A 23,337-nucleotide genomic window follows, 5' to 3' on the forward strand; every position below is an offset into this window, starting at 1 on the left:
TGCGGGGGGCCCGCCTTCGCTTGTTCCGGATCATTCGTGTGATAAAATAAAACAACGAAACGACACCGGAACGAAAGTTGACATGGGGAAGGGGGCGGCGGCCGTGTACAGAAGAAGATCGGGACGAACGCTGCGGAGGAAGCTGGCGATCGCCGCGGCGCTGTGCTTGCTGCTGCCGGCCGTATTCACCCTTATCGCGGGCGATTATTTAACCCAGCGAATCGTCCGCGCCCAAGTTGTCGACAATGAGAACAAATCGCTCGAGCTGACGGATGTGTACATCTCCAGTCTGCTCGACAACATGATCCGCGTCTCGAACGGCATCATGTTCGACACCGACATCAATCTGGCGCTCAAGGAGATGTGGCAGCGCTACAGGCTGGGCCAGAGCGATCCGGCGCAGGACACATACGACACGAAGAACATCGGCTACATTCTCAGCAGTATCGCCAATACGATGGAACCGGTCTATGTGACGATTCTGACCTCCCAAGGACGTTATTTTACCAATTACCAATTCAATCTGTATGGAGGGTTCAACCCCTCGGAGTTTCTGGATATGGCCTGGATGAAGCAGATCGAAGAATTGCCTGCTTTCGACATCGGCTGGGTCGGGCTGGTGGACCAATACACGGCAGGCTCGGTCGATGCCGAGCCGTACCTGCTGACGATGGCGCGCAACCTGCGCCTGGCTTCGTCCCGCGAATCCTACGCCTATATCATCATGAGCATCGAACCGGCCGCGCTCGGCGAGATATTCAAACACGATGTAGGACGTCAGGACACGGTGCTGATCGACCGGGAAGGGCGGATTCTCGTCAGCAAGGACCGCAGCGCGATCGGGCAGCAGTTCGTCTTCCGGGACGAGGTCGACAAGGCGGACAAGCCGCTGTCCGTCCGCTATGACGGCGAGGAATTCCTGCTCAGCCGCCACGATCTGAATTACGGCGGCTACCGCGTCGTCAGCCTGCGGCCGTACAAGGAAGCGGTCGACCAGATCCATTCGGTGTCCCGCCTCAGCTTCCTGATCCAGATTGGCGCCGTTGCGATATTCCTGGTGCTGTTTCTCTACATGGTGCGCCAGTTTACGAAGCCGGTCGTCAAGCTCGGGGAGACGGCAATCTCCGTAGAGGCCGGAGATCTGTCCGTGCGCTCCGGCGTCCGCGGCAGGGATGAGATCGGGCGGCTTGGCAAGCTGTTCGATCAGATGCTGGAACGAATCGAGCGGATGATCGAGGAGGTCAAGGACGAGCAGGCGCTCAAGCGCAAAGCCGAGCTGGCGATGCTGCAGGCGCAGATCAATCCCCACTTCCTGTTCAACATTCTGAACTCGATCCGGCTGCGCATTCTGATGAAGGGCGACGAGGAGAACGCCGAGCTGCTCTCTTCGCTGTCCGGCCTGCTCCGCATGACGATTCGCCGCGACGAGGAATTCACCGCGCTGCACGGAGAATTGGAGATGCTGCGCCGTTATATCGAGCTGCTTAACTTCCGCCAGCAGGAGAAGGTCGAATTGGTCATCGACGCCGCTTCCGATACCTTGCATCTGAAGCTGCCGCGATTCCTGCTGCAGCCTGTCATCGAGAACGCCTACATTCACGGCCTGCGGCAGGAGCGGGGCACCATTGAGATCAAGGCGATGCGCACCGGCGAGGAACTGCTGCTCACGATTGCGGACAACGGCGTCGGCATGAGCGAGAAGAAGCTCGAGAAGATGCGGTCCGAGTTCCGCGACCTGGGAGGAGCGTTGCCGGAAGAAGGCGCCGGACGTTTGTCGGGCATCGGGCTGTCCAACGTCTTTGAGAGGTTGCAGCTTATCTACGGCGACCGCTTCCGGCTGACGCTCGACAGTCGGCAAGGGCAAGGAACTCGAATCGCAATCGCCATTCCGATTCAATCCTAGGTAAGGAGGTGCGGAGATGCACACGGTTATGCTGGTAGACGACGACTACCCGGTGCTGGAATTTCTGACCTCGGCCATCCCGTGGAGTCGGCTGAATCTTAAGCTTCATTCCTCCTGCAAGAACGGATTGCTGGCATTGAAGGCGGCCGAGGAGCAGATGCCGGACATCGTGGTCACCGATATCGGAATGCCGCAGATGGACGGACTTGCCCTGATCGCCAGGCTTAAAGCGATGAAGCCCGACATTCGGTGCATCATTCTCTCCTGTATGGAGGACTTCGCCTACGCCCAGCAAGCGGTTCGGCTGCAGGTGGACGATTACGTGCTCAAGGAGACGATGCGGCCGCAGCAGATCGCGGATTTGCTTGAGAAGCTTAAGGAGCAGATCGCCCTTGCGGAGCGGAATTCGTTCCACCTGGCGAAGCTGGAGAGCGCGGCGGAAGACAATACGCTGCTGCTGCGGCAAGGGCTGCTCGAACGCATCGTCTCGACTCCGGCCGACGAGGAAGGCGAGCCGAACTGGATCGGAGAAGCCGCTCGGCTCGGCATCGAGTTCGACGGCCGCGAGCTGCTGCCGGCGCTCGCCGTCGTCAACCGCTGGGCCGCCTTGACGCAGAGCCCGTCCCCGGCCGACGAGCGGAGCGTTCAACTCGCGGTGGCGGACGCCGCACTCGAGCTTGCCGCTGCGCACCCGGGCGTACAACTGCTGCCCCATGGGGCGCGCGAATACGTGCTGCTTTTCCCATTCCGCCGTACGCTCAAATCAAGCGCCTCCACAACCGTTCATTCGCTTCTGCTGCAGCTCGGGGAGAGCTTCCGCCAGAGAACGGCGCGGGCGGGCGGCCTGTCGCTGACGTTCTTCACAGGCGCTCCCGCAGCCAGACCGGCGGCGCTTGTCCGCTCTCTCTCGCTGCTGCTGGCATCGGAAGAGCGACGATTCTACCTGGCCGAAGGGGACGTCCATGCGCTCTTCCCTTCCGCCGCTTCCATCCCCGTCTCCGCCGCCGCTTCGTTCGAAGACGATTCTCTGCATACCTTATATCCGGAAGCGCTTGCGGAGATTCGCGAAGCGTTCCTGGACGAGAACGAGCCCTTGCTGGAATGCCGCATCCGCAAGTGGATGGACCACATCCGCGAGCGGCGCTACCCGCCGGAAGCCGTCAAGGAATGGGCGCTGAAGCTGATGTACGACATTCAATCTCGCTTCCAGTCGCTGCAGCATTACCAGTCGCTATTCTCGATTGAAGTGCTGCACCGCACGCTGGCGGCCATTGCGACCGTCGAAGAATTGACGGAGTGGACGCTGAAGTTCTTTAAGGAGCGGTTGCCTCATCTCAGCCTGCTCTACGGCCAGTCGCGCCGCTCGGAGATTCAACGCGCCCAGCAATATGTCGCCAAGAATATCGGCAAGAAGATTACGCTTGAGGAAGTCGCCGATCTGCTGCACATCAACTCGAGCTACTTCAGCCGGCTGTTCAAGAAGGAGACCGGGCACAACTTCATCCATTACGTGACGCTTGCGAAGATGGAGCGGGCGAAGGAGCTGCTGGCGCATAAGACCGTCAGCGTCGAGGAAGTGGCGGACCGCCTCGGCTACGAGAACAAGAGCTACTTCACCAAGCTGTTCAAGAAACATTGCGGCACGACGCCGGGGGAATACCGGGGGGATTAGCTTCCTCGCTTATGCGCCGCGCAAGATGTCAAATCCGGCTCGGAATCGGTCAAATCATTTCCGTCGCGTCTTGCTATAGTTCAAGATAAGACAGCACGGCACCACGCCGGACGGAGGGATCGAAGATGAGCTTGGAACCGCCTATTCCGCTTTTTTTTGCCCTTAAGGAACGATTGAGAACGCAAGTGTATCCGGACAGAGCGCAATTGGGAGCGGCCGCCTGCGCCGAGTTCGTCCAATCGCTCAAGCAGAAGCTGCAGCTGCAGCAGGAGGTGCGGATCGTGTTCGCGGCCGCGCCGTCGCAGAACGAATTCCTCGACGCCGTCGCCGACGAACCGGACATCGATTGGTCTCGTGTAACCGCCTTCCATATGGACGAGTATATCGGATTGCCGCCGCACGCGCCGCAGCGCTTCTCCGCCTACCTGACGGAGCGGCTGTTCGCCAAGGTGCGCCCAGGGCATGTCCACCTGCTCGATCCCGGCGCCCGCGGACAGGAGGAAGCTCCCCGCTACGAGGAGCTGCTGCGCGAGGCGCCGATCGACTTCGTCTGCCTCGGCATCGGCGAGAACGGCCACATCGCCTTCAACGATCCGCCCGTGGCCGACTTCTCGGACCCGCTGTGGGTCAAGGAGGTGGAGCTCGATCTCTCCTGCCGGATGCAGCAAGTGAACGACGGCTGCTTCCCGTCGTTGGAGGAGGTGCCGACTCGCGCGCTGACGCTGACGATTCCTGCACTGATGTCGGCGTCGCGATTGTTCTGCATGGTTCCGGGGGAGCGCAAGCGCCAAGCGGTGGAGCGGACGATCAACGGACCGATCTCAACCGAGTGCCCGGCCTCCATCCTGCGACAGCATGAATTCTGCACCTTGTACACCGACGCGGACAGCTTCGGCTATTCGTCGGAGACCGGTGAATGAACAGGCTGACGGGAGCGGAGGGAAGGGCGAGGGAGAGGAGCGGACGGGATGTCGGGGAATAACGAAGCTCCGGCCGAACTAACGCTGATCGGTCGGCATTATGCAAGCGGAGAGCCGGTGGAAGTCGGGATATCCGGGGAGAAAATCGCATACGTGAGGGAACGGAACAACGAAGGAGAGGAGTCACCGGGCAAGGAAGGGCGAACAAGCTTCGGCGCTGGTGCCGACGACGGTGTCGACGATTCCCTCTCCTTCATTGGACCGGGGCTTGTCGACTTGCAGATTAACGGTTATCGGGGGAGAGACTTCAATCTCCCGCCGCTTCGGCCGGGATTGACCGACGAGACCACGCGCCTGCTGTATGGCGAAGGCGTGACCGGGTATTGCCCGACGGTCATTACGAATAGGCCGGAATCGATCGAGCAGGCGATGCGGGCCATCGCGCGCGATTGCCGCGAAGGTCGGGACGCGGCGCGTTCCGTTGCGGGCATCCATCTGGAGGGGCCGTTCCTCTCGCCGGAAGACGGGGCGCGCGGCGCCCACTCCGCCGCGGACATCCGCGCGCCGGATTGGGAGCTGTTCCGGCGGTGGCAGGATGCCGCCGAGGGACGCATCCGCATCCTTACCATGTCGCCGGAATGGCCGAACAGCGCCGACTTTATCGAGCGGTGCTCGGACTCGGGCGTCATCGTCTCCATCGGACATACGGCCGCTTCTTCCGAGCAGATCGCGGACGCGGCAGCCGCCGGCGCCCGCCTGTCGACTCACCTCGGCAACGGAGCACACCTGCAGCTCCCGCGGCATCCGAATTATATCTGGGAGCAGTTGGCCCAGGACGGGCTGAGCAGTTGCGTCATCGCGGACGGCTTCCACCTTCCGGACCAAGTGCTCAAGGTTGTGTTGAAGGTCAAAGCCGATAAGGCGCTGCTCGTCAGCGATGCGGTGGCGCTGAGCGGCATGCCGCCCGGCCGCTATGAGACGGCGGTCGGCGGGCAGGTGACGCTTACTCCCGAGGGCAAGCTTCACCTGGCGGACAACGAGCGGCTGCTCGCGGGCTCGGCCCAGATGCTCTCCCGGGGCATCGAACGGCTCTTCTCGCGAGGGCTGGCCTCCTTCGCCGACGCCTGGGAGATGGCGTCCGTCCGCCCCGCCGCTCTGCTCGGACTTGAAGCTGCCGCCGGGCTGACGCCGGGAGCGCCGGCGGATATCGCGGTATTCCGGCGAGCGGAGACGGGGCGGCTGACGGCTGAGGCGACCTGCGTTCGGGGCGAGCTGGCGTACCATCGTGCGGAACGGGAATAGGTGTGGGAACGGCAAAGAGGACGGATATGGGAACGGGAATGAAAACAGGAACGACCATGACAGGGAGGTTCGCTTATGAACGCGCAATCCGACATTATGTCCGCTTATCTCGATCATATCGCAGGTTTGCTTGATGAGATCCGCCGCGAGCCGCAGGAGAAGCTGCGTCAGGTCGCAAAGCTGCTCGCCGATCATATCGCCCAAGACAAGCTTGTCCATCTGTACGGGCCGGGCGGCCATTCGAACATGAACGCCACCGAGGTCTTCTTCCGTGCCGGCGGGCTGATGCACATAAGCGCCATTCTCGATGAAGGCACCCTGATCTCCAACGGCGCCCTGCGTTCGATGGCCGTGGAACGGACGCCGGGCTACGGCAAGCTGGTCATTGAAGACAACCGGCTGCAAGCGGGCGATATTCTCATCATCGCCAATGCTTACGGCATCAACACCGCCTGTATCGATGCCGCCCTGGAAGCGAAGCGCAGAGGCGTCACGACGATCGCCGTCACCTCGGTCGGCCATGCCGATGCGACGCCGCAGGATCATGTCGCGCGGCATCCGAGTCGGCGCAACCTGTATGAAGTATGCGACTATTATCTCGACAGCAAGGTGAAGCCCGGCGACGCCGCGCTGCAGATCGACGGCATCGAGCCGAAGATGGGCTCGACGTCCACCTTCGCCAATGCGTTCCTGCTCAACTCGCTGATGATGACCGTTGCCGCCTATCTCGGCGAGCTTGGCGTAGAGGTCCCGGTCTGGCGCAGCGGCAACGCTCCCGGAGGCGACGAATGGAACAACCGGTTCATCGAACGCTTCAAGGGCCGGGTACGCTGGCTATGAAGACGACCCTCATCCCCGAGCCGCAGTATGCCGAATCGCTCGGCGACCGAGCGGCGGAAGCTCTCGCCGCCTGGCCGGTTGTGCTGCGGCTGCCCGCTCCCGACGAGCGGCTGGCCAAGCAGGCGGCCTCCCTGTTCGACCGGGTAAAGCTGGAACTGCCGGGGACAGCGGAGGACGGCAACGGCGATGGCGAAGCAGAAGCTGATGCCGATGGCGTCTACGCGCTTATCCTCGACGGGCTGGAGCTTCGTCCGCTGACGGCGGAGCGGGTTGCCGGGAGGTGCGACGGCTACGTGCTTGAAGTCGATGCGGATCGCCTAGAGCTGTATGCATTGTCCGCATCCGGCCTGTTCTACGGCATGAAGACGCTGCAGATGCTGCTGCGCGGCGGAGGCGGCTCCGTCCCCGCACTGTCGATTGCCGACTGGGCCGATCTGCCGCTTCGCGCCGACTATCTGGACCTGCGCACCGTCTACCCGACATACGAGCATATCCTGGCTTATGTCGCGGAGATGGCGGACTACAAGATCAATACGCTCGTTGTCGAGTACGAAGACAAGCTGCCTCTGCGCAAGCACGCCTTCCTGCGGCATCCTGAATACGCCTTCACGGACGAACAGCATATACGCTTCCTCGAAGTTGCGCATAATAACTTCATCCAGATTATCCCGAAGCAGCAGTCGTTCGGCCACCTGGAATACATTCTGAAGTATCCCGCCTACATCCGGCTTCGCGAGACGCCGGCAAGCGTCGCCGAGCTGTGCCCGCATCGCCCCGGCTCCTTCGAGATGATGGCCGGCATTCTGGAAGAGGTCGCCGACCTGCATCCCCACAGCGACTATCTGCACATGGGCTGCGATGAAGTGTGGTCTCTTGGCACATGCGAGGATTGCCGACGGTCGGGCATGACCAGGGAAGCCTCGTTCATTCAATTCGTCAACCGCTTGGCCGCCAAAGTAAGCAGCCTCGGCAAGAAGCCGATGATCTGGCACGACATGCTTATGCATGCGACCGAGGAAGAGCTTAACCGGCTCGACCGCAGATTAACCGTTGTCGTCTGGATTTATGGCGGCCATCGGATGAAGCGGGATGCGCGCGAGATGATCCGCAAGCTCCGTCGCTGCGGCATCGCGGTGCTCGGCGCGTCGGCCGTTCGCTGCTGGGACGACAACGGCGACCAGAATTACCCGGTTATTGCGAACCGGGTGCGCAACATTGTCGATTGGACGGAGCTGGCGAAGACCGAACAACTGCCGGGCATCGTCAATACGAATTGGGGAGCGCCGTTCTCGCTCGGCAGTCCGTACGGGCTGTTCGAGACGTCGCGGTACCCGGCCTTCCTGGCCGCCGAGCTGAATTGGAACTCCCGCGCCGACATCGACACGTACCTCTTCCGCTTCTTGGCCCAGTATCATGGACTCGATCCTTCCGGGGAGAGCCGGGCGGGCATCGAGGGCTATGCCGTCACGGACTACTACGCGCTCATTCCCGAGCTGCATCCGGCGCTGCGCAGCAACCTGCCGACCGCCGAGCTCATTGCCGCCATGGTCCAATTCGAGCTCCCCGCGCAGCGGAAGTTCCCGCTGCATACGTTCTTGTTCCGGGGCCGGCTGTATCCGGACAGCGAGGAAGTCATCACTTGCCTGCGCGACAAGTACCAAGCGGGCTACGAGGCTCTTGCGGCGGCTCGCGTGCGGATGCAGGCAATCGTCTCGCAACTGCTGCCTCCGTCGATGACCGAGCTGTACGTCTATTCCCGTTACTACCGGTTCGCCGTCTACGAAGAGAAGCTGCTCGAGATGGCGCCGGGCCCGGCTTATTCCGAAGCGAAGGAAGGGATTCCCGATGCCTGATATGCTCGTGAAGCTGTACGACCTGCCGGACAACAGCGGACTTCTTGCCGGACTGCGCGAGAAGAACATCCACATCAAGCGGGCGATGACCGCCGACAAGAGCAAGCTGGTCGACTTCGTCGGCGCGCACTTCCCGGAGAACTGGCGCAACGAGAGCGATTGCGCGTTCTCCCGGCTGCCCTCGAATGCCTTCGTCGCCATCAAGGACAAACAGATCATCGGCTTCGCCCTGTACGACGTTGTCGTGCGCAACTTCTTCGGACCGACGGGCGTGCTCGAGGAATACCGCGGCCTCGGCATCGGCAAAGCGCTGCTGCTGGAGACGCTGCACGCGATGCACAATGAGGGCTACGCCTACGCCATTATCGGCTGGGTCGAAGCGGCGCTCGACTTCTACGCCAAGACGGTCGGCGCCATCGCCATTCCCGACTCCTTCCCCGGCCCTTACCGCGATCTGCTCGCTCTAACGTAGATTATGGTATAATTCATTTAAAATCCGCCAAACTCTAGCCTACTCGGTTAGAGTTTTTTCCTTCATAAGGATGTGAATCCTCCATGAGCGACTTGCAGAAGAAGTACGAGCGCGCCTTGATGGAGATCGAGAAGCTCAGGCAGGAGAACATGCGTCTGCAAGCTCAACTTATCAAGCTGACCCGATCTTCGGACATTCAGGGCGGGCCTGTTGAACCTCCGCATCCCCCGCAGCCATACGCCGGTCAAGCAGCGGTCCACCGCTTCTCCTCGGTCGAAGAGAAGCTTGCACTGTTCGGCAGCTTGTTCCGCGGCCGGGAGGATGTGTATCCCATTCGCTGGGAAGGGAAGCAAGGCCGAGCCGGGTATTCGCCCGCATGTGCCAATGAATGGACCTCCGTATGTCGGAAACCGCAAGTCAAATGCTCCGCGTGCTCTCACCAGCATTTTCTGCCCGTGACGAATGAAGTGCTGTACAAGCACCTGGATGCGCGCGAGAACAGAACGGTCGGCGTATACCCGATGCTGAAGGACGAGAACTGCTGGTTCCTGGCCATGGACTTCGATAAAGAGCAGTGGCAAGAGGATGCGGCGGCGGTTATGCAGATATGTGGAGAACAGCGAATTCCCGCGGCTCTCGAACGCTCCCGTTCCGGGAATGGGGGGCATATCTGGCTCTTCTTCGAGAAGCCGGTGGAGGCTTCGACCGGACGGAAGCTGGGGGCCATCCTGTTGATGCTGTCGATGAATCGCCGATACCAGTTGGGACTTGATTCGTTCGATCGCATGTTCCCCATATTGAGAAGGGCGGGCTGGACTCGCAGGCCCTTAATCGATTGCGGGGCTTGGCTTCGCTCTCGAACCCGGACTTCTATAAGGCTCAAGCGATGCGAATGTCGACCTACGGCAAGCCAAGGGTGATCTCATGCGCGGAGGACTTGCCGAGTCAGCTTGCGCTGCCGAGAGGTTGTTATCCTGCGTTGCTTGAGCTCGCTGGTCGACACAACATAACGGTTAACCTGGAGGATCGGCGGTTTGAAGGAACGACGATCGACGCGTTGTTCTCGGGGCAACTGACAACCCTGCAAGGCACGGCCGCCAGAGCCATTCTCGCCCATGACACGGGGATATTGGCCGCCGCAACCGGGTTCGGCAAGACGGTCGTGGCCGCCTCCATCATTGCGAAGCGCCAGGTCAACACCCTGATATTGGTTCATCGCAGAGAGTTAATGGATCAGTGGAAGGAACGGCTGCAGAGCTTCCTCGATCTTCGGAAGGGGTCGATCGGCTTGCTGGGCGGCGGCAAGGACAAACGTACGGGGCAAATCGACATAGCCGTCATCCAGAGCATGAACCGGAAGGGACACGTTCACGAGGCGGTGAGCGAATACGGTCAAGTTATTGTGGACGAATGTCATCATGTGTCGGCCTTCAGCTTTGAACAGGTTCTTATGAAGGCCAGAGCCAAATTCGTTTTCGGCCTGACTGCGACTCGCAAGCGGCAAGACGGCCAAGAACCGATTGTTGCGATGCAACTGGGGCCGATTCGGATGAGGGTCGATGCGAAGATGCTTAGTCAATCCCGTGGCTTCTCGTTGACCGTTATTCCTCGCTATACGGCTTTTGTGCTGGACAAGGATTCCCCCAATCCGGGCATTCAGGAGATCTATGGCCAACTTGTCGCGGACGAGGCTCGCAATACGCTCATCTTCGACGATCTGCTGCATTGCCTGGAAGAGGGGCGCTCGCCGCTGCTGCTGGTCGAGAGAACGGCGCATGCGGAATACTTCGAGGAGCGGCTGCGGAATTTTGCCAAGAATGTGATTGTGCTTCGAGGTGGAATGGGCAGGAAGCAGAGAGAGGCGATACGGGAGCGGATTGCGGCCATACCGGACGACGAAGAGCGTGTATTCATCGCCACGGGCAAGCTGATCGGCGAGGGCTTCGACGATGCCCGGCTCGACACGCTGCTGCTTGTTCATCCGATCTCGTGGACGGGCACTCTGCAGCAATATGCCGGCCGCCTGCATCGCTCCCATGCGAACAAGCATGAGGTTCGAATCTACGACTACGTCGATGCTCATGTTCCTATGCTGATGAGTATGTTCCGGAAGCGGGTCAAGGGCTACAACAAGATGGGGTATCGGGGAGTCGGGGAGATCAAATAAACGCTGCATGCCGCTAGTACCCCCGGAGCCCCGGCGGTAGGATGCGCTCTCGCGAAATGTATGCGGTTTTTCACATTAAAATGGTCGTGCGAGGCGGTTGGTCGGGGATTGTATGCGGTTTTTCGCATTAAAATAGTCGTTCGAGGCGGTTGGTGGGCGATTGTATGTGGTTTTTCGCATAAAAATGGTCGTTCGAGGCGGTTAGTGGGCGATTGTATGCGGTTTTTCGCATAAAAATGATCAACCGAGGTCGATCTCCTCATGGCGGGGGGAAGCCGGGGTGATCTTGGAGAGAAGTGTCTTCAGATGCATACGGAGCTCCTCATTCGATTCCGGAGGTTTAATCACCGGGCGGAGCAGAATGTGATTCTCGGGGGTCAATATCGCTTCCATCTCCATGCCGTCAACCAGATTCAACCGCTTCATAAACTGATTCGGAATACGGACCGCGCTGCTGTTGCCCCATCGACTGAGCGTTACCGTTGTCATAACGATCATGTCTCCCTTTGTTCTATGATGCTCCAATTATAGCTCACCTTCTCGTTCGCGTATATCATCAGAATATACAATGGCGGTGTGAATGATACGAGGATGCAACGGAAATCAAACAAATGATTGCAAAATTTTCCCACAGATGTTATTCTAGCCTCAATACGATATTCAGGTGAAGCACACCTCTATGGAAGCGCGCGGCGCTCTCTTGGAGGTGTTTTTTGTTGTCCCTGACCATAATGCGAAGAGGAGAGAGCGCCGATGTATGCGAAGGTGGATTACCCGAAGGGGGAGCCGACGAAGGAGTGGGAGGAGCGGGCGTTCGCGCCGCTGCGCGATTATTTGAGGAAGAGCCGTCCAGACGAAGCGGCTCGCATCCTGCCTTACCTTATGTTCATGCACAACGAAGAAGGACAATTCGTGTACAAGAACTGCATATCGAGGGCATCTATTATTTTCGACCAGAGCGGCGATCTGGTTACCCTTGACAACGAGGCGTTGAGGTACGAGTTCGAGGAGCTGAGGGGGACGCCTGTGGAGCGGCCTCCGGTCTCCGAACGGTTCATTCATCCGAATGTGGAGAAGTGGATTGCAAGCCGTCTCACTCGCGAGGAGGACAGCAAGTATGGCGAGGACGTGCGGACATTCCTTCAGGAGCTGTGGGGGCCGATCGCGAATTACGACTTCTCGGACCTGCGTGCGGAGTATCCGCTCTCGCCCCAGGGGGAGCAGCCTCCCTACTGCTTGTTCGTCTACCCCTCGGAGTTCGAGAAGCGGGTGGGCTACTTGTTCGTCGGCGACGAGATCGTGGAGTGTCGCTGCACCCGCAAGCAGTTCCAGGAATATCGCGATGCCGAGCAGGACCTGATGATAGGCGGCTGGAAGGTCATCCCTCTATACCGGGAAGCGTTCGACGCCGAATTGCCCTACTGCGTGCATCGGTTTATCGAGCTGGCAGAATGGCGAACGCCGAACCGGCCCAAGAGACAGTCTGCTCGGAGGCGGGCGTAGTCTTCGCGTCCACTGTTTATGGCATTCTGCATCAAATCACCATTCGGCAAGAATGACCAATTTACAGACGAACGAGAAAGACTCATCATAAAGAGAGGACCGCCCAGAGATTGCCCAAGCACGTATGGAGGAGGATGCTGATGTTTATTCGCCATTTTCGCTCGCGCCTGTTCCTCACGTATCTCCTCTCCAATGTGCTCGTATTCTTGCTGCCTGTGGCGGTGCTCGGCAAACTAATGTACGAGAATGCGGTTGTGAATCTTCGTTCGGAGATCGAGTCTGCGACCATGAGCAAGCTGGCAGAGGCGAGGGACGTTACGGAACGGAATATGAGAGAGCTCAGTCGAATCGCGGCCAAAATCTCCTACGATCCGTCGCTGACTCCTTATATGGTGCGCAACGATCGGTATTCCAGCCTGGAGGCGATTGAGGAGCTATCCCGTTACCAGGCCCTCAATGGGGTCACGGAGGACGTCTTTCTTTATTACCGTGGGGACTCCGACATTTATTCGGGGATCGGCGTCAGCAGCGTCGAGACGTTCTTGAACAGTCATTATTCCCTGAATGACGAGGACAAAGCGGAATTCGCCAACCAGATCAATACGATTGAGCGGCCGTACATCTATCCCGTTCAGAGCGTCATGTTCAATTACGAGCCGACGAGAATGTTGACGTATATGTTCCCGATCAAGGAACTGACTCCTTACGGCACCGTGCTGTTCTGGATTCGCGAGTCCAAGATGACCGATCTGGTCGAGAATACGCTCAGCGACTTCCAGGGAAGGGCGATTATCGTTCAGGATACGGGAACGGTCATTGCGGAGAGTGCTCGGGGGTCCGAGCTTCCGGAAGAGAAGATGCTTGAGCTTGTTCGACAAACCGAACAGGAGGGGCTTCGCCAGTTCAAGTGGAACGGGGAGAAGTTCTCCATCGCCATGGTACGCTCGGAATCGATGGGGTGGAAGTTCGCCGCGATCATGCCGACGGATCAGTTCTTTGGGCGGGTTTTCGAGAAGCGGACATTTATCTTGCTTGTTCTCTTGCTCGTTCTGACGACCGGGCTGTTGGCCGCTCTGTTCATGTCGATGAACCTGTACCGTCCGATCCGGAAGCTGACGAGATTTACCCGGGAGAAGATCGGGCTGGCCGATGGAGGAACGAGGAACGAGCTGGAGCTGATCCGGCATTCTCTCGAAGCGACGGTCGACAAGCAAGCCAATCTGGAAGAGAGGCTCGAGACCCAGCGCCCGTGGGTAAGGGATTTGACGCTGATTCGGCTGCTGACCGGCGGGCTGGGCGAGAACGATAAGGAAGTTCTGGCTCGCCTCGTTCCCGAGCAAGAAGGACGCCCATTCCAATTGAGCTTCGTCATGCTGGTCGCTCCCGCGGACTCTTCGTCCGGCAATCCTGCGGAGAGATCGGGCGCCTTCGACAGGGAGCAAATTCTCAAGCAGCTATACAAGTTCGATTTGCCCGGAGGAATCGGCCTTGGCGTAGAGCTTATTCAAGAGCGCGCCATTGCCGTGTTCATTCTCGTCTTCGATGGGGCCGGCGACGATCATCCGAAGGCGGTGCAGCGGCGAAGCGGCCTGCATGTGCAAGGGTTGATTCAGGACAATCTTGGCCTGTCCTGGGCGCTCGCCATCGGCAATCCGGCCACGGAGCTGCTGCAGGCCAATCGCTCGTTCATCGAGGCTTCCGCAGCTCTGGAGTATGCCGTTAAGCTGGACCGAACCGGAGCGGTGTTCTTCGATGAGATGCTGGAGCAACAGGGACAATCGGCGTGGTTCCCGGCCGAGGAGCAGTTGAAGCTGGTACACAGCTTGAAGAAGGGCGATGAAGCGGTCGCCTTGGAATCTCTGCGCATTATGATTGCGAGCATCTCCGGTCAGCAGCAATCCCTCTTGCTGCTTAAGTGCATGTGTATCGACATCGTCAATACGCTGTTCAAGACGGTCCGCGAGTTGAACTTGAAGCCGTTCGACGCCGAGATCAAATCGCTCGTCGAGTTCACCTCGTTGGCTGCGCTCGAGGCGGAGGCCGCAGCGCTCGTCAGGCGTGTCTGTGCTGCGGTAACGAGCCGGAAGGAAGCCGAATTCGACCATCTGCGCGCGCAAGTGACCGAGTATATTCATAAGCAGTATTCGTCGTACAGCTTGACGCTTGAGAGCGCGGCCGACCGGTTCGGGTTGTCTCCCTCCTCGATGAGCCGGCTGTTTAAGGACACGACAGGCTCCGCCTTCACCGACTACGTATCAAAGCTAAGGATGAAGGAGATCAAGCGCCAACTGACCGAGACGGGACTGCCGATCAAGGACATTATTGCCAGTGTCGGTTATGCAGACGTGTCGACGTTCGTACGCAAGTTTAAGAAGTCGGAGGGGCTGACCCCCGGCGAGTATCGCAAGCTGTATGGCCGTTCGAGTATCGGATAATGTATTCCGCGACAGCCCGCCAGGGCTGTTTTTTGTTGAACCTCAGAGGGACTGACCGGAATTTATGTGAAAATTCATATTGATGAAGCTTGATACCGGGCGATTTGGGCGATTATATGTGAAAAACAGCATACATGGAGGGAATTCCGGCTTGAGTTGCCGTATGTATGCTAAAAATCGTATAAAACGCCGCGATTGCCGCCAAATCCGAGTCGATGAATGTGAAAAACCACATAAAATCGCAAAAACCGTGCCCCGCGCTCCACATCTGCACCTTCACACCCCACACCCCGCGCTCCACCTCTGTACCTCTGCACCTCCGCACCTCCGCACCCCGCACCCCACACCACATCTGCACCTCGTCCCCCACATCCGAACCCCGCAAACGGCATCGCGCCGGAAGCGCGAACCGTGCTGCAGAGGACCGTCAGGGCGAGTTTTCCTGGCGGTTGTTCCTATTCCGAGGCCGTCTGGATCGAATACCTAGCGTGCATCGATGACCAATTTACAGTTGGCGCGAGGATCGCCTATCGTTAGGGCACCGGAAGACACAACGATGGAAAGGAGCAGAACGATGATGCAACAACAAGCGAAGCTGGCTGCGCCGAAGCTGAGATCGCCGGAAACAAGTCTTGGACGGCGCAAGGTAACGAAGTACTGGCAATTGTATGCGCTTGCGCTGCCGGCGGTCGCTTATTTTGTCCTCTTTTGTTATGTGCCCATGTACGGGGTGCAGATCGCGTTCAAGGATTTTGTGCCCGTGAGGGGGATATGGGGGAGCGAATGGATTGGGTTCGAGCACTTCGACCGATTCTTCCATTCCTACTACTTCGGAACGTTGATCGAGAATACGGTGCTGATCAATCTGTTCCAGCTGGCGTTGTTCCCCGTCGCGATTATCGTGGCGCTGTCGATCAACGAGCTGAAGAACGGCCCGTTCAAGAAAATCGTGCAGACCATCACGTATATCCCGCACTTCATCTCGGTTGTCGTGCTGTGCGGGATGATGATCGCCTTCCTGAACCCGTCCACGGGCATTCTGAATCGGGGGATCGAGGCGCTGACCGGTCGAACGCTGCCGTTCCTGACCGACCCGAGCTGGTTCAAGCCTGTCTTCGTGCTGTCCGGCGAATGGCAGAACCTGGGGTGGGGAGCCATTATCTATCTGGCCGCACTGGCGGGAGTAAGTCCGGATCTGCACGAGGCCGCTACCGTCGACGGCGCCACAAGGTGGCAGCGCATTCGTCACATCAATATCCCTTCGATTCTTCCGACCATCATCATTCTCTTTATTCTCAGCACCGGCAATCTGATGAATGTCGGCTTCGAGAAGGTGTTCCTGCTTCAGAACGAGTTGAATATGGAGGGCTCCGACGTTATTCAGACCTATGTCTACCGGACAGGGCTGCTGAGCGGGCAGTATAGCTTCTCCTCTGCGGTCGGCTTGTTCAACTCCGTTGTCAATCTGGCCATTCTCGTTACGGTGAACGGAATTGCCCGCAAGGTCAGTCATACGAGTCTTTGGTAGGAGGAATGCCGAATGCAAGCAATAAGAATCAAGCCGAGTCGTCCAGATCGAATCTTCGAGCTCGCGAACATGTTTTTCCTCTGTCTGCTGCTGCTTGTTGTGCTGTACCCGCTTGTCTATGTGACGAGCGCATCCGTCAGCGATCCGCAGGATGTCAATTCGGGCAGCATGTGGCTGTATCCGATGCATGTCACCATTGAAGGCTATCATCGCGTGTTCCAGAACCCCGACATCCTTACCGGCTATCGCAACACGATTCTGTACACGATACTCGGGGTGCTGATCAACTTGGCGGTTATGGTTCCGTGTGCATACACGCTGTCGCGGAAGGACTTGCCTTACCGCAATGCCATGATGATGTTCATGCTGGTGACGATGTTCTTCAGCGGCGGTCTTATTCCAAGCTATCTGTTGGTCAAAAATCTCCATCTCCTCGACACGTTCTGGGCGCTCGTCATTCCGAATGCGGCCAATGTGTGGAGTATTATCGTGATCCGAACCTTCTTCCAGAGTACGATACCGCGCGAGGTCGAGGAGGCCGCCGAGATGGACGGCTGCTCGGTATTCCGGCTGTTCGGCCGCATCGTGCTTCCGTTGTCTGCTCCGATTCTGGCTGTCATGGCGCTGTTCCAGGGCGTCGGCCACTGGAACGCCTACTTCAACGCGATGATCTACCTGTCGAACCGGGACTTGTTCCCCCTGCAGCTCGTCATTCGGGAGATTCTTGTGCTCCAGGAGATGAGCGTCAGCATGCTGATGAACGGCAGCGGCGATATGGAGGTAATGGCGGAGCAGGCGCGTATTGCCGACATTGTGAAGTATGCCGTCAAGATCGTCTCCGCGCTTCCTCTGCTTATCGTGTATCCGTTCCTGCAGCGCTTCTTCGTTAAAGGGATGCTCATTGGATCGGTCAAAGGTTGAAAGCGCTATCTATTGAGAGGGGTGATGCTATAAAATCGATAGCAATAGGAACAATAGGCGCAAGCAGACAGAGGCTAGAGAGTTGACGATGGCGGTTCATTCCAAAGGGAGGGTAACGAACTTATGACATCCATGACAAAGATAAGCAGTATTCTGGCGGCAACTCTGGTCGCCGCGCTTGCGGCAACGGGCTGCAGCAGCAACTCCAACAACGGGGCCGGCTCCGCCGAACCCGGCTCGCCGTCGGCATCGGCGAGCGGTGCCGCGGTCGAGCCGTCCGGCAGCGCCTCGGCCGAAGCTTCCAAGGAGCCGATCACGCTGAAGCTGATGGGACCGAAGCAGCCGATACAAGGTCCGTGGGAGCAGATGGACTTCTTCAAGGAGATGGAGACGCGGACAGGCATTCACTTCGAGTTCGACAACCCGCCAAGCACCAGCTTCGCGGAGAAGAAGAATCTCGCGTTCGCGAGCGGGGAGCTGCCCGATGTCTTCTTCGCGGCGCAATTGACGGCGTCGGAAGAGGTCACGTACGGGCAACAAGGAAGCTTGATTCCGCTCGAGGATCTGATCGAGGAGCACGCGCCGAACATCAAGAAGCTGCTGGATGCCAACCCGGACATCCGGAAGTCGATTACGACAACCGACGGCCACATCTACTCGTTGCCTCAAGTTACGGAGCTTGCGCACAACTTGATCAACAAGACCTGGATCAACGGCTCCTGGATGAAGAAGGTCGGCGTCGATCAAGCTCCGACAACCGTCGACGAGCTGTATGAGATGCTGAAGAAGTTCAAGGAAGGCGACGCCAACGGCAACGGCAAGGACGATGAGATCCCGCTGTCCGGAAGCGATATCGGCGCGGTGCGCCAATCGATTCTCCCGGCCTTCGGCCTGCTGACGACCGATGTCCAGGTCAACGACGGCAAGGTCCTGTACGCGGCGACATCCGAAGGCTACAAGCAATATTTGAGCTTTATGAACAAGCTGTACAAGGAGCAACTGCTCGACAACGAGATTTTCTCCCATACGAACGAACAATTCACGGCCAAGGGCAAGAGCGGACAGCTCGGGGTGTTCCTGGCGGCGGCGCCGTTCCTCGTGTTGGACATTAAGACGGATGAGGACAACTTCCTTAATCCGACGCTTCCCGCTCTGACGAGCGAGTACAATCCGAACCCCGTCTATATGCTGAACAACGGAGTTCAGCGGGGGACATTCGCCATTACGAGCCACAACAAGTATCCGGAGCGCACGATGGAATGGGTCGATTATCTCTACACGGTCGAGGGAGCGGCGCTGGCGAACTCGGGCATCGAGGGCAAGGGCTGGAAGTGGCTTGACGACGCCCATACGACGTGGGATCGAATCGCTGTGGAGGGCAAGAACATCGAAGAGACCCGGGCCTCCAATACGCCGGACCCGGGCAACGTGATTCCGACGTTCAAGAGCAAGGAATTCAATTACAAGATCAACAATCCGGTGACGCAATGGCTGCATCAATCGTCCGAACCGTACTTGAGCATCGCCCGCATGGCGTATCCGCTCGTGTACTTCACGGACGAGGAGCAGAAGCGGCTGAACGTGCTGACGACGGATCTGAACACGTATGTGAGCCAGATGGAGGCGAAGTTCATTCTGTCCAAGGACGTGAACGCGGGATGGGACGACTACGTCAGCACGATTAACAAGATGAAGGTCAGCGAGCTGCTGGACATTTATCAAGCGGCATACGATCGCTGGAGCCAATCGCAATAAGACAAGAGCAGCGAATTAGGCTGCGGGGGCGAAGTACTATCGGGTCAAGCGAAGCGACTCGGAAGCGGGACCGTTCGTCGCGATCGGCAACGCGGTGAAGGCGGCAGATCAGCCGATCGGCTGCACGGATCGGGGTGCGGAGGACGGTCATAGCTATGATTACAAGGTTACGACGTTGGTGTCCGACGGAGTCAAGTGGGGTTACGGAGACGAGAGCTCGGCTTCCTCCAATGTGATCGCCTACCCGGAGGAGACGGCGGAAGCTCCGGCTCCGGCGGCTTCGCTGACGGGGCCTTCCCAGACAACGGCGGGGCATCGCCGTCGCTCCCGATACCGGTGGCAATCCGATTATCCTCGCTCATACGTTGACGGGCAAGCGGGCGGCGCGGATAAGCGGTGACCCGAGAGGAATTGGCGTTGATGGCAAGCAGGGCGCTCGATCTGCTTCAGGCGGAGAGAACGCAAGAGTCGACCGGCCGGACATTCCCGGACTTCGAGCGCGTCAGCGCGTGGGCGAAGGAAGGGGTGCAGACTTCGGTCCAATTCGGCATTCTGCAGGGCAATCCTCGCGGGGAGCTTCACCCCGGAGCTTCGACTACCCGTGCCGAGGCGGCCGCTATGGTAAGAAGATTGCTCAACCTGGCGGCTGGTTGACGGGGGGCGTTCGAAACTGAGTTTAAGATCTTTACGAGAGCCATCCATAAAGGATGGCTCAGAGGGGGACCTCGAGCTTGCCGTAACAGACAGAGCGGGAATCGTATCATAGCAATATTGGCGGTATCGGCCCGGGCGTAAACTTCCTTCCGGCAAAGCGGATATGATAAACTGACATCATGGATACGAGAATATACGAGGAGGCTCGACATGCTGGCTCGCGAGAGGCATAACAAAATTATTCAAATGCTGCATCGTCAGCAATTCATCAAAGCAAACGATTTGATGAAGGCATTCGGCGTTTCCTTTGAGACGATAAGAAGAGACCTGGATCACTTGGAGAAAGAAAATTATCTAAGAAGGGTGCATGGCGGGGCAACTCTGCCGGAGAACGATTATCGAATCGAACTGCCGTTCACGATTCGCGAACATAAGCTGAAGGAGGAGAAGAGAGAATTGGCGCTGACGGCATCCCGTTTCGTTACGGAAGGCCAGTCCCTGATTCTCGATGTCAGCACGACCAACACAGAGTTCGCCAAGGTGCTGTGCGAGAAGTTCGAGCGGTTGACCGTCATGACCAACTCATTCGTCATTGCGAACCTGTTGATGAATAAACCGTTGTTTACAATTATCTTCGTAGGCGGAGTCGTACGAAATTCGGAGCAAAGCATCGTAGGGGATTTTGCGGAAGCCTTTGTTGCACAGTTCCATGCGGATACATTCTTCATGAGTACCAGCGGAATATCCTTGGAGGAAGGATTAACCGATTATGGCATAGGAGAAATCCAACTCAAGGTTAAAATGCTGCACCGTTCCAAAAGGGTCATCGCGCTTGCGGACAGCAGCAAATTCGAGGTCGTCTCTCTTCATCCGGTCTGCTCTCTTCGTGAAATAGACAAAATCGTCACGGATTCCAAGGTCTCGCCGGAAATCGTTCGATTGTACAAAGCAAGAGGCACCGAGATCGTCTGCTCCTGATTCCCGTTGGGGGAAGCCGCTGCGTTTATGCGTAGCGGTTTTTTTGTGCACGCAATAGTCGTTTGATGGAATAGTCGTTATTGACGCCGGCGTCAGCAGGTGATAATATTCAGAACGAAATGTGTGGATTATTGTGTTTATGAGTGAAAATGTGTGTTTGGTGGAGGTGATGTTCTGTCTATATTATTGGTGTTGGCCTCCGGGATCGCGCATGCGATCTGGAACATGCTCACCAAGCGCAGCGGCAATAAGCAAGCCTTCCTGCTGTTGATTCTTCTTCCGAGCATTATGCTATTACTGCCGGTCTTGATTGGCGAACTGATTCGCAATGGGATCTCCGGCCAAGGGGGCTTATTGCTGGCGCTTTCCCTGATGGTTCAGGCGGGGTATGGTTGTTTCCTGTCCAAATCGCTGGAGCAAGGAGACATGTCCCAGGTGTATCCGATGATGCGGGGGCTCAGCGCGTTTCTGCTTCCGTTCATCGGAATCGTTTTTTTACATGAGACCTTGACGGCGTGGGGATGGATCGGTCTGCTGTGTATTGCGGCCGGTTTTTTTATGACAAGCGGTATCGCTTCCCGGATGAATCGGCAAGCCGTTCCCTTTCGGGTCGTTCTGTACACGGCTGGAGTGGGCTTGTGTACGATGTCGTACGTATTGATCGACAAGCTCAACCTGCAATACTATACTCCGTTAATGCTGCTTGAAGTGTCCAATATCGGATTTGCGTTGGGGCTCATTCCGTTTGTCCGTATGGGTGAGCTTCGCAAGCTTTTTCGCGGCAAGGACGTCCTTGGCATAATGGCATTGGGCTCGGTGCTATCCCCGGGGTCCTACTTGTTGTTTCTGTTGGCCATGAATTTATCGTCGCTGGCTTATATAGCGCCTCTTCGGGAGTTCGGAACCGTGTTCGGAGCGTTCGCGGGCATCTATCTGCTGAACGAGCGGAAGGAAGCCGTACGTCTCGTTTCGGCCGGCGTCATTTTTGCAGGGATATTGCTGATTGGAATTTGGGGGCGTTAGTGTTTATAAATTCAATCGGACCATCAGGAAGGGGTTAGGTTATGGTTCCTATCGATGAGCAATACAAGAATGCGGTGGAAGAGACCATCCAAGCTTTGTCGGGCAAGCAACAAAGTTCGACACTGAATTTGATCTTCGTTACGGATTTGCACCACTCCTGCGGGGGGAATCAATTGAGGGCCGCTCGTGCTATACGAGAATTGACTTCGCGCCTGCCCTTGGATTTAGTTCTGAATGGAGGGGACAGTGCTGTCAATGCTCCCAAGGATTACGTATTGTCCGCGCAACGGGAGATTTACCAGGCGCTTCAAACTCCTGGAGTTCCGTTATTGAATGTCAAGGGCAACCATGACGACAATTCTATATACGGACACAATCAGCAAGGGCTCCGCGGGCTGAATGTCATTTATCCTTCCGAGACCAGACTTCTGATTCAAGAAGGGGTTCTCCATGCGGCTAGTTGGGATGATGCGCGTCCTGACAGCTTGTATTATTTTGTGGATGTGGAAGCCAAGAAGACAAGAGTAATCGTATTGGATACGACCGACATTCCGTATGCCGACTCAAAGGACGGCAACATAAAGTACTTTGGGCAGTGGGAGTACGCCTTCTCTTCCGGGCAATTGAACTGGCTCGCCCATAAAGCGCTGAACTTGACCGGTAAATCGGGGTGGCGGATATTGATCGTTTCTCATGTGGCGATTGTGCAGGAAGGAGTGCACGGAACGGATTACCCGGTCAAGAATGGGGAAGCGTTGTGGGAATTGGTCAAGGCTTTTCGAGAAGGCGGCTCATACTCCTCGGAAGGCGGGGCCGGAGAATTCGCTTATCGGGTGTCGGTGGACTTCAAACATCAAGGGAACGGGACCGTCGTCGGTTGCCTATTCGGGCATGTTCATTTCGATCAGACGGTTTATCGGAATGGGATCCCGATGATATCCAGTCTTAATGCTTGTACGAATCAGGATTTCCCTGAATCTCCAGAACGAACGCCTGAGACGATAAGCGAGACGGCCTTCGACATCATGACGGTGGACTTCGAACGCTCGTGCATTGACGCCTACCGATTCGGGGCCGGAGAGCTTCGAACGATTTCGTTCTGAATAATTTCGGTGAGATACGAATTTTTGTGATAATCCGTGAACCGTATCGTTATGTGAAGGAAGAGAACGATTGAAAAGGAAATAAAGGTCAGCTCGCATTGTAAGGTGTCGCTAAACGGTTATGAGAAATGGACCGCAGGATGATCAAATTACAGCCTATTATTTTCTGAATGTTAAGACAGCGTAATTGACAAGGTTGGTGTTTATCTTGTATAAATTACTAGAATAGGTTCCAAACCTGTACTATATAAAAGGGGGCTCCAAGGGCGAGCAGGGATTTTTGACGGAAAAACAAATTTAGGAGGATT

20 protein-coding genes are annotated in these 23,337 nt (G+C 57.4%); 19 read left to right on the plus strand and 1 reads right to left on the minus strand.

Annotated elements, in window-relative coordinates; genetic code table 11:
* Positions 1 to 103 precede the first annotated feature (103 nt).
* The 9 genes from E6C55_RS00320 to E6C55_RS34445 all read left to right on the plus strand — a co-directional run bounded on the left by E6C55_RS00320 (position 104) and on the right by E6C55_RS34445 (position 11,129).
* Entirely contained in the window at positions 104 to 1,903 is a 1,800-nt protein-coding gene (locus E6C55_RS00320; RefSeq protein WP_168735370.1) for a cache domain-containing sensor histidine kinase, read from the plus strand.
* Positions 1,904 to 1,919: 16 nt separating this feature from the next.
* Entirely contained in the window at positions 1,920 to 3,575 is a 1,656-nt protein-coding gene (locus E6C55_RS00325) for a helix-turn-helix domain-containing protein (RefSeq protein WP_136367781.1), read from the plus strand.
* A gap of 125 nt (positions 3,576 to 3,700) precedes the next feature.
* Entirely contained in the window at positions 3,701 to 4,495 is a 795-nt protein-coding gene (locus E6C55_RS00330; protein WP_136367782.1) for a glucosamine-6-phosphate deaminase, read from the plus strand.
* Positions 4,496 to 4,543: 48 nt separating this feature from the next.
* Complete coding sequence (locus tag E6C55_RS00335; RefSeq protein ID WP_136367783.1) at positions 4,544 to 5,797, plus strand: N-acetylglucosamine-6-phosphate deacetylase; 1,254 nt, start codon at positions 4,544 to 4,546, stop codon at positions 5,795 to 5,797.
* 75 nt (positions 5,798 to 5,872) lie between these two features.
* Positions 5,873 to 6,637, plus strand: coding sequence for a sugar isomerase domain-containing protein (locus E6C55_RS00340; protein ID WP_136367784.1), 765 nt, complete (start codon positions 5,873 to 5,875; stop codon positions 6,635 to 6,637).
* Positions 6,586 to 8,490 (plus strand): family 20 glycosylhydrolase, encoded by a 1,905-nt coding sequence (locus tag E6C55_RS00345; RefSeq protein WP_136367785.1) that lies wholly within the window; start codon positions 6,586 to 6,588, stop codon positions 8,488 to 8,490. The genes E6C55_RS00340 and E6C55_RS00345 overlap by 52 nt, the downstream gene beginning before the upstream one ends.
* A complete protein-coding gene (locus tag E6C55_RS00350) occupies positions 8,483 to 8,962 on the plus strand; it encodes a GNAT family N-acetyltransferase (protein WP_136367786.1) in 480 nt (159 codons plus the stop codon). The genes E6C55_RS00345 and E6C55_RS00350 overlap by 8 nt, the downstream gene beginning before the upstream one ends.
* Positions 8,963 to 9,045: 83 nt before the next feature.
* On the plus strand, positions 9,046 to 9,882 hold the full coding sequence (locus tag E6C55_RS34440) for a TOTE conflict system archaeo-eukaryotic primase domain-containing protein (RefSeq protein ID WP_230986444.1): 837 nt from the start codon (positions 9,046 to 9,048) through the stop codon (positions 9,880 to 9,882).
* The gene (locus tag E6C55_RS34445) at positions 9,849 to 11,129 is read left to right on the plus strand and encodes a DEAD/DEAH box helicase (RefSeq protein ID WP_230986445.1); all 1,281 of its coding nucleotides are present in this window, start codon (positions 9,849 to 9,851) and stop codon (positions 11,127 to 11,129) included. The genes E6C55_RS34440 and E6C55_RS34445 overlap by 34 nt, the downstream gene beginning before the upstream one ends.
* A 240-nt stretch (positions 11,130 to 11,369) precedes the next feature.
* Here the strand turns inward: E6C55_RS34445 and E6C55_RS00360 are convergent, their stop codons facing one another.
* The gene (locus E6C55_RS00360; protein WP_230986446.1) at positions 11,370 to 11,618 is read right to left on the minus strand and encodes an AbrB/MazE/SpoVT family DNA-binding domain-containing protein; all 249 of its coding nucleotides are present in this window, start codon (positions 11,616 to 11,618) and stop codon (positions 11,370 to 11,372) included.
* 264 nt (positions 11,619 to 11,882) lie between these two features.
* Between E6C55_RS00360 and E6C55_RS00365 the strand changes: the two genes are divergently transcribed.
* The 10 genes from E6C55_RS00365 to E6C55_RS00415 all read left to right on the plus strand — a co-directional run bounded on the left by E6C55_RS00365 (position 11,883) and on the right by E6C55_RS00415 (position 23,029).
* The gene (locus tag E6C55_RS00365) at positions 11,883 to 12,632 is read left to right on the plus strand and encodes a hypothetical protein (protein WP_136367788.1); all 750 of its coding nucleotides are present in this window, start codon (positions 11,883 to 11,885) and stop codon (positions 12,630 to 12,632) included.
* A 140-nt stretch (positions 12,633 to 12,772) separates the two neighbouring features.
* Positions 12,773 to 15,067: a helix-turn-helix domain-containing protein gene (locus tag E6C55_RS00370; RefSeq protein WP_168735371.1), complete on the plus strand. Its 2,295-nt coding sequence runs from the start codon at positions 12,773 to 12,775 to the stop codon at positions 15,065 to 15,067.
* 577 nt (positions 15,068 to 15,644) lie between these two features.
* Positions 15,645 to 16,595, plus strand: coding sequence for an ABC transporter permease (locus E6C55_RS00380; protein ID WP_230986464.1), 951 nt, complete (start codon positions 15,645 to 15,647; stop codon positions 16,593 to 16,595).
* Between the two features lie 12 nt (positions 16,596 to 16,607).
* Positions 16,608 to 17,516 carry a carbohydrate ABC transporter permease gene (locus tag E6C55_RS00385; RefSeq protein ID WP_136367792.1) on the plus strand — a complete coding sequence of 303 codons (909 nt, stop codon included), beginning with the start codon at positions 16,608 to 16,610 and terminating at the stop codon, positions 17,514 to 17,516.
* Positions 17,517 to 17,639: 123 nt separating this feature from the next.
* A complete protein-coding gene (locus tag E6C55_RS00390; RefSeq protein ID WP_136367793.1) occupies positions 17,640 to 19,271 on the plus strand; it encodes an extracellular solute-binding protein in 1,632 nt (543 codons plus the stop codon).
* Positions 19,272 to 19,365: 94 nt separating this feature from the next.
* Entirely contained in the window at positions 19,366 to 19,671 is a 306-nt protein-coding gene (locus E6C55_RS00395) for a hypothetical protein (RefSeq protein WP_136367794.1), read from the plus strand.
* A 20-nt stretch (positions 19,672 to 19,691) separates the two neighbouring features.
* Positions 19,692 to 19,925: an S-layer homology domain-containing protein gene (locus E6C55_RS00400; RefSeq protein WP_230986465.1), complete on the plus strand. Its 234-nt coding sequence runs from the start codon at positions 19,692 to 19,694 to the stop codon at positions 19,923 to 19,925.
* 210 nt (positions 19,926 to 20,135) lie between these two features.
* Entirely contained in the window at positions 20,136 to 20,903 is a 768-nt protein-coding gene (locus tag E6C55_RS00405; protein ID WP_136367796.1) for a DeoR/GlpR family DNA-binding transcription regulator, read from the plus strand.
* A 189-nt stretch (positions 20,904 to 21,092) separates the two neighbouring features.
* Entirely contained in the window at positions 21,093 to 21,926 is an 834-nt protein-coding gene (locus tag E6C55_RS00410) for an EamA family transporter (RefSeq protein WP_456318715.1), read from the plus strand.
* A 41-nt stretch (positions 21,927 to 21,967) separates the two neighbouring features.
* A complete protein-coding gene (locus tag E6C55_RS00415) occupies positions 21,968 to 23,029 on the plus strand; it encodes a metallophosphoesterase family protein (RefSeq protein ID WP_136367798.1) in 1,062 nt (353 codons plus the stop codon).
* The last annotated feature ends 308 nt before the right edge of the window (positions 23,030 to 23,337 follow it).

Source organism: Cohnella fermenti (assembly GCF_004801405.1).
In the GTDB taxonomy this organism is placed as follows: domain Bacteria; phylum Bacillota; class Bacilli; order Paenibacillales; family Paenibacillaceae; genus Cohnella; species Cohnella fermenti.

Coding starts and splice junctions, on each gene's coding strand:
- E6C55_RS00330 (WP_136367782.1), top strand. CDS start 3,701: ATGAGCTTGGAACCGCCTATTCCGCTTTTTTTTGCCCTTAAGGAACGA.
- E6C55_RS34440 (WP_230986444.1), top strand. CDS start 9,046: ATGAGCGACTTGCAGAAGAAGTACGAGCGCGCCTTGATGGAGATCGAG.
- E6C55_RS00380 (WP_230986464.1), top strand. CDS start 15,645: ATGCAACAACAAGCGAAGCTGGCTGCGCCGAAGCTGAGATCGCCGGAA.
- E6C55_RS00325 (WP_136367781.1), top strand. CDS start 1,920: ATGCACACGGTTATGCTGGTAGACGACGACTACCCGGTGCTGGAATTT.
- E6C55_RS00415 (WP_136367798.1), top strand. CDS start 21,968: ATGGTTCCTATCGATGAGCAATACAAGAATGCGGTGGAAGAGACCATC.
- E6C55_RS00360 (WP_230986446.1), bottom strand. CDS start 11,618: ATGACAACGGTAACGCTCAGTCGATGGGGCAACAGCAGCGCGGTCCGT.
- E6C55_RS00400 (WP_230986465.1), top strand. CDS start 19,692: ATGGCAAGCAGGGCGCTCGATCTGCTTCAGGCGGAGAGAACGCAAGAG.
- E6C55_RS00335 (WP_136367783.1), top strand. CDS start 4,544: ATGTCGGGGAATAACGAAGCTCCGGCCGAACTAACGCTGATCGGTCGG.
- E6C55_RS00370 (WP_168735371.1), top strand. CDS start 12,773: ATGTTTATTCGCCATTTTCGCTCGCGCCTGTTCCTCACGTATCTCCTC.
- E6C55_RS34445 (WP_230986445.1), top strand. CDS start 9,849: ATGCGAATGTCGACCTACGGCAAGCCAAGGGTGATCTCATGCGCGGAG.
- E6C55_RS00340 (WP_136367784.1), top strand. CDS start 5,873: ATGAACGCGCAATCCGACATTATGTCCGCTTATCTCGATCATATCGCA.
- E6C55_RS00390 (WP_136367793.1), top strand. CDS start 17,640: ATGACATCCATGACAAAGATAAGCAGTATTCTGGCGGCAACTCTGGTC.
- E6C55_RS00345 (WP_136367785.1), top strand. CDS start 6,586: ATGGAACAACCGGTTCATCGAACGCTTCAAGGGCCGGGTACGCTGGCT.
- E6C55_RS00405 (WP_136367796.1), top strand. CDS start 20,136: ATGCTGGCTCGCGAGAGGCATAACAAAATTATTCAAATGCTGCATCGT.
- E6C55_RS00365 (WP_136367788.1), top strand. CDS start 11,883: ATGTATGCGAAGGTGGATTACCCGAAGGGGGAGCCGACGAAGGAGTGG.
- E6C55_RS00385 (WP_136367792.1), top strand. CDS start 16,608: ATGCAAGCAATAAGAATCAAGCCGAGTCGTCCAGATCGAATCTTCGAG.
- E6C55_RS00350 (WP_136367786.1), top strand. CDS start 8,483: ATGCCTGATATGCTCGTGAAGCTGTACGACCTGCCGGACAACAGCGGA.